Annotated in this window: 12 protein-coding genes; 6 read left to right on the top strand and 6 right to left on the bottom strand. The window is 54.2% G+C overall.

Going from position 1 to position 16,081, the window contains the following annotated elements; translation table 11 throughout:
* Positions 1-187: 187 nt before the first annotated feature.
* The 3 genes from OR573_06390 to OR573_06380 all read left to right on the top strand — a co-directional run bounded on the left by OR573_06390 (position 188) and on the right by OR573_06380 (position 3,557).
* Positions 188-1,042 (top strand): MoxR family ATPase, encoded by an 855-nt coding sequence (locus tag OR573_06390; GenBank protein ID XGA81260.1) that lies wholly within the window; start codon positions 188-190, stop codon positions 1,040-1,042.
* Between the two features lie 3 nt (positions 1,043-1,045).
* Positions 1,046-2,224 carry a VWA domain-containing protein gene (locus OR573_06385; GenBank protein XGA81259.1) on the top strand — a complete coding sequence of 393 codons (1,179 nt, stop codon included), beginning with the start codon at positions 1,046-1,048 and terminating at the stop codon, positions 2,222-2,224.
* A 151-nt stretch (positions 2,225-2,375) separates the two neighbouring features.
* Positions 2,376-3,557 (top strand): acetyl-CoA C-acyltransferase family protein, encoded by a 1,182-nt coding sequence (locus OR573_06380; GenBank protein ID XGA81258.1) that lies wholly within the window; start codon positions 2,376-2,378, stop codon positions 3,555-3,557.
* Positions 3,558-3,653: 96 nt separating this feature from the next.
* Here the strand turns inward: OR573_06380 and OR573_06375 are convergent, their stop codons facing one another.
* Positions 3,654-5,054, bottom strand: coding sequence for a xanthine/uracil/vitamin C permease (locus tag OR573_06375; GenBank protein ID XGA81257.1), 1,401 nt, complete (start codon positions 5,052-5,054; stop codon positions 3,654-3,656).
* Positions 5,055-5,349: 295 nt separating this feature from the next.
* Entirely contained in the window at positions 5,350-6,039 is a 690-nt protein-coding gene (locus OR573_06370) for an aspartate/glutamate racemase family protein (GenBank protein ID XGA81256.1), read from the bottom strand.
* Positions 6,040-6,168: 129 nt separating this feature from the next.
* Between OR573_06370 and OR573_06365 the strand changes: the two genes are divergently transcribed.
* A complete protein-coding gene (locus OR573_06365; protein ID XGA81255.1) occupies positions 6,169-7,887 on the top strand; it encodes a chloride channel protein in 1,719 nt (572 codons plus the stop codon).
* The gene (locus tag OR573_06360; protein XGA81254.1) at positions 7,874-8,953 is read left to right on the top strand and encodes an extracellular solute-binding protein; all 1,080 of its coding nucleotides are present in this window, start codon (positions 7,874-7,876) and stop codon (positions 8,951-8,953) included. The genes OR573_06365 and OR573_06360 overlap by 14 nt, the downstream gene beginning before the upstream one ends.
* On the opposite strand, the gene OR573_06355 is transcribed toward OR573_06360, so the two are convergent.
* From OR573_06355 to OR573_06340, 4 genes are all read right to left on the bottom strand, one after another.
* Positions 8,950-9,855, bottom strand: coding sequence for a DNA-binding protein (locus tag OR573_06355; GenBank protein ID XGA81253.1), 906 nt, complete (start codon positions 9,853-9,855; stop codon positions 8,950-8,952). The genes OR573_06360 and OR573_06355 overlap by 4 nt on opposite strands.
* Positions 9,856-10,384: 529 nt before the next feature.
* Positions 10,385-13,195 (bottom strand): EAL domain-containing protein, encoded by a 2,811-nt coding sequence (locus tag OR573_06350; GenBank protein XGA81252.1) that lies wholly within the window; start codon positions 13,193-13,195, stop codon positions 10,385-10,387.
* Positions 13,196-13,222: 27 nt separating this feature from the next.
* On the bottom strand, positions 13,223-14,566 hold the full coding sequence (locus OR573_06345) for a response regulator (GenBank protein XGA81251.1): 1,344 nt from the start codon (positions 14,564-14,566) through the stop codon (positions 13,223-13,225).
* Positions 14,563-15,423, bottom strand: a complete 861-nt coding sequence (locus OR573_06340; protein XGA81250.1) for an ATP-binding protein — start codon at positions 15,421-15,423, stop codon at positions 14,563-14,565. Before OR573_06340 ends, OR573_06345 begins: the two co-directional genes overlap by 4 nt.
* Positions 15,424-15,751: 328 nt before the next feature.
* On the opposite strand from OR573_06340, the gene OR573_06335 reads away from it, so the two are divergent.
* Positions 15,752-16,069: a hypothetical protein gene (locus tag OR573_06335; GenBank protein XGA81249.1), complete on the top strand. Its 318-nt coding sequence runs from the start codon at positions 15,752-15,754 to the stop codon at positions 16,067-16,069.
* The last annotated feature ends 12 nt before the right edge of the window (positions 16,070-16,081 follow it).

Here is a 16,081-nt window from a genome sequence, read left to right as displayed (position 1 = left end):
CAAATAGTTAAAAAATAAACCTATTTCTTCAAGCCAGCCACTGGGTGTTGACGCACTGCAACACGCTCTTTGGTAGCGCAAAAATTTGCTGCACTGCCACATGATAGTGCAGCGCTTCTGCCAAGACATCCTCATTCTCCTCACGTACACTTGTTTGAATTCAGTTCTCACTCGTTAAGGAACCGCCATGGCGTTTGAATCCACGTCCTCCTACATTGCTACCGATGCCCTCAAGCAAGCCGTCAATGCTGCCGTTGTGCTGGAGCGGCCGCTTTTGATCAAGGGTGAGCCGGGCACCGGTAAGACCCTGCTGGCCGAGGAGTTGGCCGAATCCTTGGGTACACGCCTGATCACCTGGCATATCAAGTCCAGCACCAAGGCGGCCCAGGGGCTTTATGAATATGACGCCGTCAGCCGCCTGCGCGATTCGCAGCTCGGGGTGGAAGGGGTGGAAAATGTCGGCAACTACATCAAGCCCGGCAAGCTGTGGGAAGCCTTCAGCGCCGGTGAGCGCGTGGTGTTGCTGATTGATGAAATCGACAAGGCGGACATCGAGTTCCCCAACGACCTGCTGCAAGAGCTCGACCGTATGGAGTTTCACGTCTATGAGACCGGTGAAACCATTCGTGCCGAGCAGCGTCCGATCATCGTGATCACCTCGAATAACGAAAAAGAGCTGCCGGATGCCTTTTTGCGCCGCTGCTTTTTCCATTACATCGAATTCCCCGACCGCGAGACCATGCAGGCGATTGTGGACGTTCACTTCCCCGATATTGCGCCCCGTCTGGTCAGCGAAGCGCTGGAAGTCTTCTTTGATTTACGTGGCGCACCGGGGCTTAAGAAAAAACCTTCGACCTCCGAACTGGTGGATTGGCTGAAACTGCTGATGGCCGACGAGCTGGCCCAGGAAGCCCTTTATCACCGCGACCCGGTCAAGGCCCTCCCGCCGATGGCAGGTGCGCTGGTCAAGAACGAGCAGGATACCCAACTGCTTGAACGGCTGGCCTTCATGCTGCGTCGCCAGAAGAACACGGGGCGCTAAGCCATGTTTATCGGCCTGTTTGAAACGCTGAAACGTGCTGGCGTGCCGGTGTCGCTGCGCGAGCTGCTGGACTTACACGCTGTCGTTGAACGTGGCGTGGTGTTTGCCGATATGGACGCTTTCTATCAGGTGGCACGCACCGTCATGGTCAAGGATGAGCGTCATTTCGACCGTTTTGATCGCGCCTTTGCGGCCTGGTTCAAGGGTATTGAGGATATGGATGCCGCGATTGACGCCCTGATCCCCGATGAATGGCTGCGCCGTGAGTTTGAAAAACAGCTCAGTGATGAAGAAAAGGCCAAGATCGAATCCTTGGGCGGGCTCGAACAGTTAATCGACACCTTCAAGAAACGCCTTGAAGAGCAGAAAGAGCGCCATGCGGGCGGCAACAAATGGATTGGTATCGGCGGCACCAGCCCGTTTGGGGCTTATGGCTACAACCCGGAAGGCATTCGCATTGGCCAGGACGGCTCGCGCCATCGACGCGCCGTCAAGGTGTGGGATGAGCGTCGCTTTCGCGATTACGATGATTCTCTCGAGCTTGGCACCCGCAATATCAAGATGGCACTGCGCCGCTTGCGCAAGTTTGCCCGTCAAGGGGCGCTCGAAGAATTTGATATCGACAGCACCATTCGTGAAACCGCCCGGGATGCGGGCCTGCTGAATATCCAAATGCGCCCGGAACGCCACAACGCCGTCAAGATTCTGCTGTTTCTCGATGTTGGTGGTTCCATGGATGACCATATCCGCGTCTGCGAGGAGCTGTTTTCCGCCGCGCGTTCGGAGTTCAAACATCTTGAGCACTATTACTTTCATAACTGCCTGTATGAAGGCGTCTGGAAAAACAATCGCCGTCGTGGCAATGAACGACTTCCGACCATGGATGTGCTGCATACCTACGGCGATGATTATCAGGTCGTGGTGGTCGGCGATGCCGCCATGTCGCCCTATGAAATCACTCACCCAGGTGGCAGCGTCGAACACTTCAACGACGAAGCCGGCGGCATCTGGTTAAAGCGCCTGACGGCAACGTTTCCGCGTCTGGCGTGGCTCAACCCCATGCCACCACGCGCCTGGGAAATGACCTACTCTACCCAGCTGGTTCGTGAACTGATTGATGACCGCATGTACCCGATGACGCTGGAGGGCCTGGAAGCGGCGATGAGCCAACTGGCCCGCTAAAACGCTGAATCAACGCCTGTAATACCATTTTGATCATGTAAAACCGCTGCCATGTGCTACCCTCATAAATGAGTTTGTTACATATTTGTAAGTATTAATGCGTCAGTTTTTAAGCAGCGGAAAACAACAGACAACAATAGGAACGCCCGTAATGAGTCGAGAAGTCGTTGTATTAAGTGCCGTACGTTCTGCCATTGGCGCCTTTGGTGGCGGATTAAGCTCCATAGAACCCCATGAGCTTGCGGGCCAGGTCATGAAAGAGGCAGTCAACCGCTCCCAGGTAGATGCCGCCTTGATCAACTATGTCACTGTGGGCAACTGCATTCCAACCGATTCCCGTTTTGCCTATGTTGCACGCGTTGCCTCCATTCAGGCCGGGCTGCCGATGGATTCCGTCGCCATGGCGGTTAACCGCCTGTGCAGCTCTGGTTTGCAGGCCATCGTGACCACTGCCCAGAACATCATGCTGGGTGATTGCGACTATGGCGTCGGGGGCGGCGTTGAAGTGATGTCGCGGGGCGGTTACCTGTCACCTGCCATGCGCTCAGGGGCACGGATGGGCGATACCAGCATGGTCGACATGATGGTGGCTACTCTGAATGACCCTTTCGGGGTTGGGCACATGGGCATAACCGCTGAGAATCTGGCCGAAAAGTGGGATATCAGCCGCGAGGAGCAGGACGCCTTTGCAATGGAGTCCCACGCCCGCGCAACCCGCGCCATTGAGGAAGGACGCTTCAAGTCACAGATCGTCCCGATCACCTTTGAGACCCGCAAGGGCACCGTCGTCGTCGATACCGATGAGCATGTAAAACCGGGCACCAGCATGGAAAGCCTGGGGAAAATGCGCCCGGCCTTCAAGAAAGACGGCACCGTCACTGCCGGTAATGCCTCAGGGATTAACGATGGTGCCGCCTTTATGGTGCTGGCGTCTGCAGAAGCCGCCGAAAGTGCCGGACACAAGCCGATTGCCCGCATAGTGTCTTACGCAGTGGCTGGTGTGCCGAATGAGATCATGGGCGAAGGGCCTATCCCTGCCTCGCGTCTGGCGCTGGAAAAGGCTGGCTTGTCGCTTGACGATATGGATGTGATTGAATCCAACGAAGCCTTTGCCGCTCAGGCACTGGCCGTCGCCAAAGGCCTGGGGCTGGACATGCAGAAAACCAACCCGAATGGCGGCGCCATTGCATTGGGGCACCCGGTGGGTTGTTCCGGGGCCTTTATTGCCACCAAGGCGCTCTATGAGCTTGAGCGTACCGGTGGACGCTATGCGCTGGTTACCATGTGTATTGGCGGCGGCCAGGGAATTGCGACCATTTTTGAGCGCCTGTAAACAGTCAGTCACTGGCAATACAAATCAAAAAAACCGGCGGGCTTTATTGAGCCCGCCGGTTTTTTGTTTAACTACTCATCATGCTGACATAGCAGCTTAGTTAGCCGGTTTTTCCTCAGCTTCTACCGCCATATCATCTTCAACATGGATCGGCTCATCGGCTTCATCCTCAGCGTGGCGACGTGAACGATGCTCAATCATCAGATACAACACCACACCAACGCCCAGCCCCCAGGCGGCGCCATGGGTTGCCAACACCACACCCATGATACCGGCAACGCCCATGGCGGTAGCGTTCTTGATCTGCTCAACGGCCACGGCAATACACAGGTAACCGGTAATCAGCAGGGTAATTGACAGCGCAATCGGCAATACCGGGCGGAAAAGGGTGACCAGCGGCAGCAGGAACAGCGCCAGAAAGCCAACAATCCAGAAAACCGAAGCCCCTGAGTAGATGGTATCCATGGCACCACGCCCATAACGGTAGCGCTCGGCAATGGTGGCCATGGCACCGGTAAACAGTGGCCCTGCAAGACCCGGGTAAGGGGCAAGGAAGGAATGCATCAGGTTACGCAGGCCAGTAATCAGGTGAACGCGATCAACATTCACTTCGATTTTTTCATCCGGACGCAGATGATCAACGCGCTTGATCAGGCTCTGGCCGACGATGATGTCACCAAAGGCAATGATATAGGCAATGATGGCCGTAGGAATCGCCGCCAACAAAAGCTCTATACCCGGCAGGCCAATACTGAAGGGCAGATACGCCCAGATGCCGCCAAAATCAGGCACCGCAATGCCCCACTCAACGCTTGGCATTGGGTACTCACCCACGCCCCAGCCAATCGCCATGGTCACCAGCATGCCCGGCACCATGCCATAGGCAGCGATGTTACGCGCCCAGCGGAATTTTTCGGTCAGGTCACGAAACGATAGAGAAAACAGCACATAAAGCGTAATCAGGCCACCGATACCCAGGGAAATAGGCGTTTCATACAGACGCCCGCCTTCACTGATCTCACCGCTGATAGCAGCAATACCCGCGCCAAGCAGAATGCCCGCCTTGATTGAATCCGGCACGCTGTTAACCAGCTTTGTTCCCAGCCGGGTCACCGCCATAAACAGAAATATCAGGGTGACCATCAGCTGCAGGGCCACCATGGCACGAATGGCTTCAGGCCCCGGTTCAAACTGGCCAATAAACAACAAAACCACTGGAATTGCCGGGGTAATCCAGCCCGCTACAAAGGGCACCCCTAAAAGCGGCGGCAGGATAAAGCCGATGCCGCACACTACCACGTAGGCAAGTGCCACCTCATAAGGAAGCCCAAGATACTGCTCAAGCAGCGGTATCATGCCCAAGCCGATGACAAACATGACCAGCGCCTGAATGGTCTCGGGAATTTCCCAGCGGAAATGGATAAAGGGCAGGCGAAGCTTGAAAGGGCCAAGCGGCCAGTAGGGATGTTCTTCCCCGTATTTACGTTTAAGCAGCACGACGTTTCCTCACGGTGTCTGGTTGTTCATTATCGAATCCTCATGGCTATTGTTGTTATTGGTTGAAGCTGTTTTACGTGGCTGAAAGCCAAGAGAACATTCGACCTTTCGTGCATTGCAGCACGAACACCCCGCCAAAAGTGTTGACAATCACAGTGAGAAAAAAGCTAAAAGTGTCTAAATAACGCCAAAATCGCTATATAAAACTCGAAAACCGGCTGATCTGTCGACAAGCGAAAATCACTCACAGCGCCTTTACGTAAACGTCATTCTTTGGTCTTAAACCCCTGATTTATCATGCAAGCGCCCATTCAACGCCGCTTTTTGCATGCAGGAAGGTGGTGTCATACAGCGCAACAGTGGTGTCATGCTGATTGATCAATAAACCGATCTCCGTACAGCCCAGAATGACCCCTCCAACACCGCGTCGATGCAGATCTTCCACTACGTCCAGATACGCCGCGCGGGAGTTCTTATCCAGCACACCCCGGCATAGTTCCTGGTAAATAATCCGGTGAACCTCCTCACGTTGAGCATCATTCGGCACCAGCACGGTAATCCCCTGGGCTTCCAGACGCTCGCGGTAGAATGCCTGTTCCATGGTAAATCGGGTGCCTAAAAGCCCAACGGTTTGAACGCCATCCTCCAGTAACGCCTGTGCCGTGGCATCGGCAATATGTAACAGCGGAATGGACAGCGCGGCTTCTACCTGTGGTGCAACACGGTGCATGGTGTTGGTGCCAATTATCAGGCCGTCAGCGCCAGCGGCTTCGACCCGAAGGGCATGCTTAACCAGCAGATCCGCCAGGGCATCCCACTGCCCTTCCCGCTGCAACACTTCAACGTCGGCAAAATCCAGGCTATCGAGAATTAACTTTGCCGAATGCAAGCCGCCCAGACGCTGCGCAACCTGCTGATTAAGCAGTCGATAATAGGTCTGAGTAGATTCCCAGCTCATGCCACCCAAAAGGCCAAGAGTTTTCATTAACTGCCCCTTAATAATCCAGATATTAACGTATGTTGTTATTCAGCTATTCAGGCACAAGGATATTCTGGCTACACTCATAATAATGCAAACAAAAATAACCACTCAAAAAAGCGTCCGGGAATGCGGATGAAGGCAACGCTAAACACGCTGCTGCGAACCAGCTATGTCGCCGGCCTGGGTATCCTGATTGGCTTGTCTGCGGCGGTTATTGCCAACCTCTTTGTGGCCGGCATCGTGTGGATGAACGATAGCCTCTTGATCTCACCGCGCAGCCGCATGATGGCAAGCAGCGAATGGCTGTTATTGATAGCTACCGTGATGGTGCCCGCACTAGGTGGGCTGGCCGTGGGCATTATCCGACACTTTATTGATGGCAAACGTTTTCATGGCCCGCCGGATATCATTGCCACCGTACAGACCCGCCAGGGAGTGCCCGCTACCCAGCCAGGGCTTTTATCGGGTATTGCCAGCCTGCTCTCATTGGGAAGTGGCGCTTCAGTGGGCCAATACGGCCCGCTGGTGCATCTTGGCGGCTTGCTAGGCTCACTATGGTCACGGCTTTTCCGCATGGATATTTCCATGGGCAATATCGCGATTGCCTGCGGCGTGGCCGCCGCTATCTCGACCATTTTCCATGCCCCGATTGCGGGAATCCTGTTTGCTCAGGAAGTTATCCTGCGCCATTTTTCACTGCGCGCCCTGGCGCCTATCGCCGTTGCTTCGATTGTTGGCTATGTGGCTGCCAATACCATTCTTCCTCAACCGCCTCTTTTGCAGATCGAATCTGCCGAAATCCTGCATTTCTGGGAATTCGGGCTTTTTCTGTTGCTTGGTATGGCCAGCGCGCTGGTGGCCGTGGCTTATATGCAATCCATCCTCTGGGTTGGGCGTTGCGCCAGCGCCATGCCCATTCCAGCCATCACCCGGCCGGCATTTGCTGGCGCAGCGCTGGGGGTTGTGGCGCTATGGTTTCCCGAAATCCTCGGCGCGGGTGGTGAAAATCTGCGCTTTGCACTGATTGATGAAGCTTTCAGCCGCTGGGAGCTGGCGATATTGCTGATACTGAAAATACTGGCCACCGCCTGGTGCCTCGGCATGGGCTTTGCAGGCGGCGTATTCAGCCCCGCCCTGCTGATTGGCAGCCTGTTCGGGGCCTTGTTCGGCAGCCTGGTTGCCACGTTAAGCGGAGTCAACAGCTCAGCCGTGGTGGTGTATGCCGTGTGCGGCATGGTGGCGGTGACCGCACCGGTAATTGGCGCGCCCATGACCACAGTAGTCATCGTATTCGAGATGACCGGCCATTATCCCTTGACCATTGCCGCATTGAGCAGCGTGGCGCTTGCCAGCCTGACCACGTCTCGCCTGTTTGGGCGCTCTCTGTTTGATCGCCAGCTCCATCAGCGCGGCATCGACCTATCCGGCGGGCGCAGTAAGGCGCTATTGACAGCCCATACGCTGCAAGCACTGATCAACCCGAACTGTCTGCAGCTCAGCCCCCGCGCCAGCGTCAAGGACGCCATGTTGGCAATGAGCCAGGCGCAAGTCGCAGAAGCCTATCTGGTAGACGCTGCTGGCCACTACCTTGGCACCGTGCACCTGCATGCGCTGATCGGCGCAGCGCCACAGGATGAAGCCCGTCAATACGCCCCGCCGGACGACCTCTGCCTGTATAGCGATACCCCTCTATGGGAAAGCATGCAGGCCCTGCGTGAATTTGTGGGCGAGCGGGTACCGGTTATCGACAGGCAATATCGCCTGATTGGAGCTGTTGTTGAATCGGATGTGATTCGCGCCTATCTGGATATTCTGGCTGATATGCGCCGGGAGGAATATGCGCCTAATTAATACTTTGCTGGTATGCGTTTCAACCAGCTTGCCTGTGCTGGCAGCCGCTTCTCCACAGCCCCAGCCAACGCCTCTGGTAGTGGCTTCATGGGGCGGTGCCTACCAGGCAGTACTTGAAGAAGTATTGTTTGAACCCTTTACGGCCGCTACCGGCATTCAAGTCGAAACAGTGCCGTATAGCGGTGGACTGGAAATACTTGAGGCAACGCCGCCCGATCTGATCGACATGACCAAAAACGCTGCCATGGCCGCATGCGAACAAGGGCAGCTTATCCCTCTGACGTTTGATGACCTGCCTGATGGCGCTGATGGCACACCCGCCAGGCGCGACTTTATTGACAGCGCTTTTAGTGAATGTGCGCTAACCCATCTTCTGTATGCCACCGTGATTGCCTACGATACCCGAGCGTTCAAAGGCTTTATTCCCAGCCGCGTTCATGACCTGTTCAACCTGCAGGATTTTCCGGGCAAGCGCGCCCTTCAGGACATCCCCGATGCCAATATTGAGTGGGCCTTACGTTCGTTTGATGTACCCCGCGAATCCCTTTACCCACTGCTGAGTACGCCGCGGGGCATGGCATTGGTATTTGAGCGCCTTGACGCGCTCAGGCCGCACACTTTGTGGTGGCAGGCAGGTAGCGAACCGGTAGAACTGCTGGAAAGCGGCGAAGTAGTTATGGCATCTGGCTATAACGGACGTTTTTTTGCCGCCATTGCCAAGGGCAGCCCGATTCAGATTATCTGGGACAGCCAGATACAGGAACATCAGACCTGGGCAATTCCAACGTCGGCTACCAATCAGGTGGCCGCTCAACAATTTATTCGCTTTGCTACCAGCACCCAACGACTGGCAGCCGTCGCAGAACGTATTGCCTATGGCCCCGCCCGCCACTCTGCCTCGGCCCTGCTTCATAAACACCCTGACGGCTTTGATATTCGCCCACACATACCTACGCATCCCTATAACAACCGGACGGCCATCACCAAGGATGTTGGCTGGTATGCACGGGTGCGAGACCATTTACATAAGCGATTCGAACAGTGGCAAGCAGGAGGCAGCTCCTAACCGTCTTTGCTCAAACGCCGCTTACCCGGCGGCCTGACACCATCCTGGCTCTTGAACGCTTTTAGCTGTATCTCCACTTTGGAGCGTGCCCGTTCAGCGGCGATGGCGCGCTGCTCGGCGCTGTGAACGCCTTGCTCCAGAACTGTCAGGCGCTCTTTCCACTCGTTGCGCATCTGGGCGATCTCCTTACGCACGGCGTCAGCATCTTGCTTGCGGGCTTGGCGTTCTGCTTTCAGGGCCTCGCGCTGATCTATTGCATTGTGTTCTGCAGCGGCCTGCTTGGCTTCAGCGGCCGCCTTGGCACGCTCGGTGGTACGTTGAAGGCGCTCAATCGCCTGAAGCTTGCGCTGGTTTTCCATGCTTGTATGATAATATTCATCGCGCTGCTCGCTAAGCAGTTTGATACGCGCTTGAGCCTGGGTTAGAGCCTCTCGCGTTTTTTCGGCGTCCAGGCGTTCTTCATTCAGTGCTTTACCCAGGCGCTCAACCTCTTTTTGTGCGGTATCACGTTCTTCAATGACATCATCACGCTCGCCTTCCAGACGGCTGACCTGAGACAGCAACTGCTCAACCTGAGCTTCCAGCTCTTCACCGATTTCTGCCAGTGTATCAGCGGTTTGCTGTGACTCTTGGGCCTGTGCTTCCACTTCAGCCCGCGTTACCGACACCTGGCGCTCTATTTCATCGGCTATTGCGCGGATCAAGGCGTCAGGCAGCTGAATGGATTTACGTTCTGCAGGTACCTGGGTTGCTTTCCAATCGCGCAGGTGGCGATGAATAGTGTTCGGGCTTCCCGTGCCCAGCTCATCCCGAATGCGCTGTATGGTGGGTTTATTGCCTTGCTCAACTAATATGTTGGCCGCCTGGGCGACCTGTTCATAAGTGATACCGGGGCGAGGCATGAGACGTCTCCGTGATAGCCATATTCGTAAAGGCTTAATAGTATTTCATATCGTATTAAATACAATACAAAATGTTTTCATGAGAGCGTCTGGCCAGGTCTGATACTGCCACGTTAGCGAATAGCCTTGATGGCGTTGTTTTGATATGTTCGTATTGGTGACGTCGCAATCCTTGCGACGCACGATGCAACATTCCATGTAAAGCTTGTTCCCTCCCTCCCTTGCAGCATCTACAATCAGCATAGGCCATGGGCGGTGCCTGCTCTGTGCGCTAACGCACACAAGCAGCTATAAATCATATTAATTGTTCTTTTCAACCCTGCGTTCGCTAGCGCACGGTGACTGAATATCATAAGCGTCATACTCAGGTTGAGCATGGCAAGGGAAATGCTTAAACAAGGATGTTGCGCTATGCGCTCAAAGCGTAGCAAGCCCAAACTGCATAAACCTGTTGATTGATGTGATCAACAGAACCTGCTGCTTTTCCCTCACGATTACGCCATTGCAATCTATAAGCATGACGCCTATTTCAGGATAGCGCTTGCAAGGCTGATTGCTGAAAGGCTTTCCTGACCACCTGGCGCAGCTCGCTGTCATCCCAGGGTTTGGTCAGAAATTTGTAGATTGCCCCTTCGTTAATTGCCTCCGTGACTGTTTTCAGGTCAGTGTACCCCGACAGCATGACCTGAACGATGTCAGGATAAATCTCTTTGACCCGACGGAAAAACACGGTACCGCTCATTTCCGGCATTCGTTGGTCGCTGATAATGACGTGAACTTCCTCGCTGGCCAATAGTTCAAAGGCTTGATGGACACTTTGCGCCGTCAGGATACGGTACCCTTCACGACGCAGCAGACGCGAAAGAGCGCGCAAGATATTCACCTCATCATCAAGGAGTAAAAGCGTCGGCCTTGTGGGTTCATCCACCTGGGCTTCAAAGGCCTCCTGCTCGCGATGATGTTGCTCAAGAAATACTTTCAAGCGATCCAGCGGCATGGGCCTTGCGAAATAGAAACCCTGATAGTGTGTGCACAGTTGGCGGGAAAGATAAGCAAACTGGGCATGGGTCTCAACGCCTTCAGCCAACACTTCAAACTCCATCGCCCGCGCCATGGCAATGGTTCCCCGCACAATCGCTGCATCACGATGGTCGCTGATGATGTCTTTGATAAATGCACGGTCTATCTTGATCTTGCTGACGGGCAGATGCTTAAGGTAGCTAAGACTCGAAAAGCCGGTGCCGAAATCATCAATCGCTAGCTGAATCCCTTCTCTTCTTATGCCTTTCAAGGTGTTCAGTGCCCAATCCGCACTTTCCATCAACACCCCTTCGGTCAACTCAAGTTCAAGCAATCCCGGCGGCAGGCCACTCTTCTTGAGCACGCGGAGAAGATCGCGCACAAAGTAGGTACGCTGAAACTGCATGGGTGAGATATTGACCGCCATGCTGAAATCACCCAGGCCAAGGGCATTGAGCGCTTTACCATCACGGCAGGCGGTAGCCAACACCCAATCGCTGATCGGAATAATCTGGCCAGTGCTTTCAGCAAGGCTAATGAAATCCGCAGGCGATACGCGGCCACGTTCAGGATGCTGCCAGCGGATTAACGCCTCAAAGCCGGTCACTCGCCCGCTTGGGCTGTGAATCTGGGGTTGGTAATACAGTTTAAACTGCTCGTTATCAATGGCTTTTTGCAGGTCACGACGCAATGAAACACTCTCGCTTGCCTTTTGCCCAAGCTCTTTGCGGTACCAGTAAATGGCATTGTGGCCCTGGTGCTTGGCTCGATACATGGCCATATCCGCCTGTTGTACCAGAATCATCGGCGACGCCAACAACCCCTCCTTGATGGCGACACCAATACTAGCCGTGATGCGCAATTCGTTGTCGCTAATCCGATAGGGCTGGGCAATGATGGCAAGCAGCCTTTCGGCCATGGATTGCACTATCGCCAGGCTTGTACAGGCTGGCATGACCACCACAAACTCATCGGCACCAAAACGGGCAACCGTGTTGTCAGGTTCAATTTCTTGCAAAAGGCGCTTGGCAACCTGCTTAAGCAGCTTATCGCCAACCCGGTGCCCAAGCGTATCGTTGATCGGTTTGAAGCCATCAAGATCGACAAACAGCACGCCCAACACAGTGTCCTTGGGGGTGTTGTTAACCGCTTCTGTCAATTGGTCTTCCAGCAAAGTGCGATTAGCCAGCCCAGTTAAAAGATCATGGGTGGCGTTAAAGGCCAGACGCTGCTCGTAATTGCGCTGAATGGTGATATCGTGCTGTACACCGATAAAGTGGGTGACTTGACCCTGTTCATCCACGACGGGTGAAACATTCAACTCGTTCCAGAATGGCGTGCCATCCTTGCGGTAGTTGCGCAATATAACCTGGGTTTTCTGGCCATTAAGTATAGCGGCGCGCACCTTGGCAATGCCCTGGGGATCAGTGTCTGGCCCCTGGAGAAAGCGACAGTTTCGCCCTCGAATTTCCTCATATTGATAGCCGGTCAGCCGCTCGAATTCCGGGTTGGCATAAATAATCGGATGGTCACTCTGGGTGGCATCGGTAATCACCACGCCATTGATGCTCGCGGCGATGCTGCGTTCCAGAATATACAGCCGCTGCTCATTGGCCTTGCGTGTAGTGATATCACGAAAATACACGGCCAACCCTTCGCGGGAAGGGTAGGCAGTGATTTCAAGCCAGAGCCCAAGATCCGGATAGCGAGCCTCAAAGGAGACGCTGATGTTATCGTCAAGAGCGCGTCGGTATTGGCGTTCAAACTGGGTGCCCAGCCCCTCGGGGAAGGCATCCCATAGGCTGACACCTTCAAGCTCGCCCAGCTCATGTTTCAACAGACGCTGCGCAGTGACATTCAGATAGGTGAAGCGCCATTCGTGATCCAGCGTAAAAAACCCATCCGTAATGCTATCCAGCGTGGTGGTAAGACGCTCAGCCAGACGGTCAACCTCCTGCCCCAGGCGTCGGCGATGCGTGATATCCCGGGCGACCATATGAATCAGCGCCTGCGCGCACAGAGCGGCCTTGACCTCCATCCAGTGTATGTGCCCCCATGAATCCTCAACGCGAACCACCAGATCCTGCACTGGCGACTCGGCATCCAGGCACTGGAGCGCGTTCTCCACCAGATAGCAATCCTCAGCGATCACCAGATAAGTAAAGGATTGACCTTTTAGTTCATCAATTTCGTAACCCAGAAAGCGCTTGAAAGCAGGGTTAAGCTGCAGAAAGTTTCCAGCGCGATCCACCCAGGCAAAGAGGTCAAGAGAAAGCGTAAAAAACGGATCCTTTTCAAGCAGCAGGTCAGAAATCTTCATGCTGTCACGCGGGATACAAGGGCATGTTTATTCATCGTCGGATGGCTCTTCCGGTGGTCTGACAAGCAGCGTATAGCGCGTATGTTCAAGCTCCTCAAAGCGTATCAGTTTGTCGATCAATGTCTGCTCCAGAACCTTGCCAGCATTCAGTAACAGCACACCGCTTTGCGTATAGAGATCTTCAGCAAGCACCATGCCCTCCTCTACCTGGCGGGTTGCCAGCGCCTGAATATCCGGGTCTTTAACCCCCAGGTCCGGGGCGTCTTCGCGGCACAGGGTAATGAAGTCACGGCATAGCACCGGGTCGTAGACCCGACCCGCCAGTTTCTCAAGCAACATCAAGGCATCATCACGCGGCACTTTGCGTTTAAGCAGCATGCCCCGCTGCAGCTCGATGAAATCCACCGCAATTCCCAGCAGGCGAGCACCATAGGGAATCGCCTCTTCTTTAAGGTGGTTAGGGAATCCGCTGCCATTCCAGCGCTCATGGTGATGGCCAATAATATGTGCTGTCGGGGCCAGGTGCTCAAGCGACATGAGAAGACTTTCACCAACCACCGGGTAGTTACGGTAGATATCCAGATCCGCCCCGTAAAGCTGTTCGGACGGGGTATCAAGAAGGCGGTCGTCCCAGCACAGCTTGCCAAGATTATAGAGCGCTGCGGCCATGGCAAGGTCTCTGGCAAGCTCGGCGTCAAGCCCATAACGAGATGCAAACCCCTCCAGCAGATCACCGACCTGGCCGTTGCTCTGCAATCGTTTGGGCAAGCGCAGATTCAGTAAGGTGGAGAACACCTGGGTAGCGGTAACATAGCTTTGCTGCAGCTCACTATAGGCGGCATCCAACATAGCAGCAGACTGGCGAAGCTCTTGAGTACGGGCTTCAACTCGCTCTTCAAGGCTGGCATTAAGTGCCTCAAGCGCTTGATTCTGCTGCTGGGTCACCACTTTCAGACGTTGCTGCTCACGCTCGGACTGCTGATGGGAAAGCGCTTGCTTAAGTACCTGGCGCAGTTCTTCGTTATTCCATGGCTTGGCGATAAAGCGATAGACATGACCATCATTGATGGCACGAATGGTTGCCTGCATATCGGCCTGCCCGGTCAGTAACAGGCGCAGGCAATCCGGGTGGCTTTGCTGGATACGGCCCAGCAGCTCAACGCCATCCTGCCCCTGTAGGCGATAGTCAGTCATGACCAGATCTACAACATTATCCGCACACAGCGCTAGCGCCTGGTCAGCATCAGCTGCAAACAGCAGACGATAGGGTTCATTACGCAACAGGCGCCCAAGGGCGTGAAGCACCTCAGGTTCATCGTCCACCAGTAAAAGGGTCGTCTCACCTACGGGTACACTCAGCGCTATGCTCATGGGCTTTCCGCCAGCGTAGGCTCATGGGCTGGCTGGGTGATCGGCAAGCACACACGAAAGCGGCTCCCCTTGTTTTCGGCACTAAAGGCTTCAATGCAACCGTGGTGCTTACATACAATGCTATAGGAAAGCGCCAGACCAAGCCCTGTTCCCTCTCCTTTGGGTTTGGTGGTAAAAAACGGCTCAAAAAGTCGATCAACGTTTTCGGCAGCCACTCCATGGCCATTATCCTCTACCTCAAACCAGACGCTATCCGCATCACGGCCCGTGCGCAGGATAATCTGGCCACCCACCTCTACCGCATGAGCCGCATTGGTCAGGAGATTCAGCGCCACCTGATTGATCTGGGAAGGCATGCATTCCACCTGGGGCAAATCTGCATATTCCAGGCTCACCTTGGCCTTGTGCTTGATTTCGTGACTGACCAGGTTGAGGGTGGTATCGAGTCCATCATGCAGATCCGCCAGGCGAAACGTCTCATCTTCAATATGCGAAAAATCCTTGAGCGCCATGACAATACGCTTGACCCGCTGGATACCTTCATTGGATTCAGCTACCAGCTGCTCGATATCGTCGCGAATATAGCCGTAATCAAGCTGCTGCCTCAGCTCCTTGAGTTCATCCAGACTCGCCACCTTATCGATACCGTCGGTCAGACGCAGAATATCGCTGAGATATTCTGATAGGGTAGCAAGATTGGAGGACACATAACCGATCGGGCTATTGATCTCATGGGCAACTCCTGCGGCAAGCTGGCCAATGGCAGCGAGTTTCTCTGACTGCAGCATATGAGCATTGACCTGCTCCAGGTCGTCAATCAACGCTGGCGTACAGCGAGCATCTTGTTGTTTCATCATTATGTTTACTCGACGAATCTCTCCCGATAACAAAGGTTTATCGGTGGTTTATAGCGCCAGGCATTTTTCAGAATTCATTATAAATATAAATCTAAAAAAGACAATTTTAATATAAATGGATGTTTAAGTTTATCGCTTTGCCAAGTCACGCTTCAATAATGCCAGTTTGGATGAAATTCTGGGGCTTATCCAATAAAAAGTAATAATAATGGTGTGACGGCACCGCTTTAGTACGCTAGCGTACATAGCGATTCTCTGATTTTCTATAAACTCACCTATTAAGTAGCGCTTTATCACTGCCCCATTAACTCACATGAAGGTTTTACTCATGATCCCGCCACATCATGATCCGCACGGCTGCGACCCTCGTCAGAATGACCTTTTAGCGGCGTTACCGATGGATGAATATCAGCGCTTGGCACCTGATATGGAAAAGGTCGATCTGGTACTGGGCGATTCGCTGGTCGAGTCCGGACAAGCGATGCAGCATGTCTATTTTCCGACAGATTCTATCGTATCCTTGCTATGTGTTATGGAAGATGGTGATTCGACCGAGATTGCCGTCGTCGGCGCCGAGGGAATTGTGGGTATTTCGCTGTTTATGGGCGGCGAAACCACTCCCAGCCGTGTGCAATCGCCACCATAGCCTTGATCAGCA

It is taken from the genome of Halomonas sp. CH40, from assembly GCA_041875495.1.
GTDB lineage: Bacteria > Pseudomonadota > Gammaproteobacteria > Pseudomonadales > Halomonadaceae > Vreelandella.
Note: the sequence above shows the minus strand (reverse complement) of the source record. Positions and strands in the feature narration are given on the sequence as shown.

What these genes read in the sequence shown, in the direction of transcription:
- OR573_06370 (XGA81256.1), bottom strand. Translation starts at nt 6,039, where the DNA reads ATGAAAACTCTTGGCCTTTTGGGTGGCATGAGCTGGGAATCTACTCAG.
- OR573_06360 (XGA81254.1), top strand. Translation starts at nt 7,874, where the DNA reads ATGCGCCTAATTAATACTTTGCTGGTATGCGTTTCAACCAGCTTGCCT.
- OR573_06340 (XGA81250.1), bottom strand. Translation starts at nt 15,423, where the DNA reads ATGATGAAACAACAAGATGCTCGCTGTACGCCAGCGTTGATTGACGAC.
- OR573_06335 (XGA81249.1), top strand. Translation starts at nt 15,752, where the DNA reads ATGATCCCGCCACATCATGATCCGCACGGCTGCGACCCTCGTCAGAAT.
- OR573_06365 (XGA81255.1), top strand. Translation starts at nt 6,169, where the DNA reads ATGAAGGCAACGCTAAACACGCTGCTGCGAACCAGCTATGTCGCCGGC.
- OR573_06390 (XGA81260.1), top strand. Translation starts at nt 188, where the DNA reads ATGGCGTTTGAATCCACGTCCTCCTACATTGCTACCGATGCCCTCAAG.
- OR573_06350 (XGA81252.1), bottom strand. Translation starts at nt 13,195, where the DNA reads ATGAAGATTTCTGACCTGCTGCTTGAAAAGGATCCGTTTTTTACGCTT.
- OR573_06380 (XGA81258.1), top strand. Translation starts at nt 2,376, where the DNA reads ATGAGTCGAGAAGTCGTTGTATTAAGTGCCGTACGTTCTGCCATTGGC.
- OR573_06355 (XGA81253.1), bottom strand. Translation starts at nt 9,855, where the DNA reads ATGCCTCGCCCCGGTATCACTTATGAACAGGTCGCCCAGGCGGCCAAC.
- OR573_06345 (XGA81251.1), bottom strand. Translation starts at nt 14,566, where the DNA reads ATGAGCATAGCGCTGAGTGTACCCGTAGGTGAGACGACCCTTTTACTG.
- OR573_06385 (XGA81259.1), top strand. Translation starts at nt 1,046, where the DNA reads ATGTTTATCGGCCTGTTTGAAACGCTGAAACGTGCTGGCGTGCCGGTG.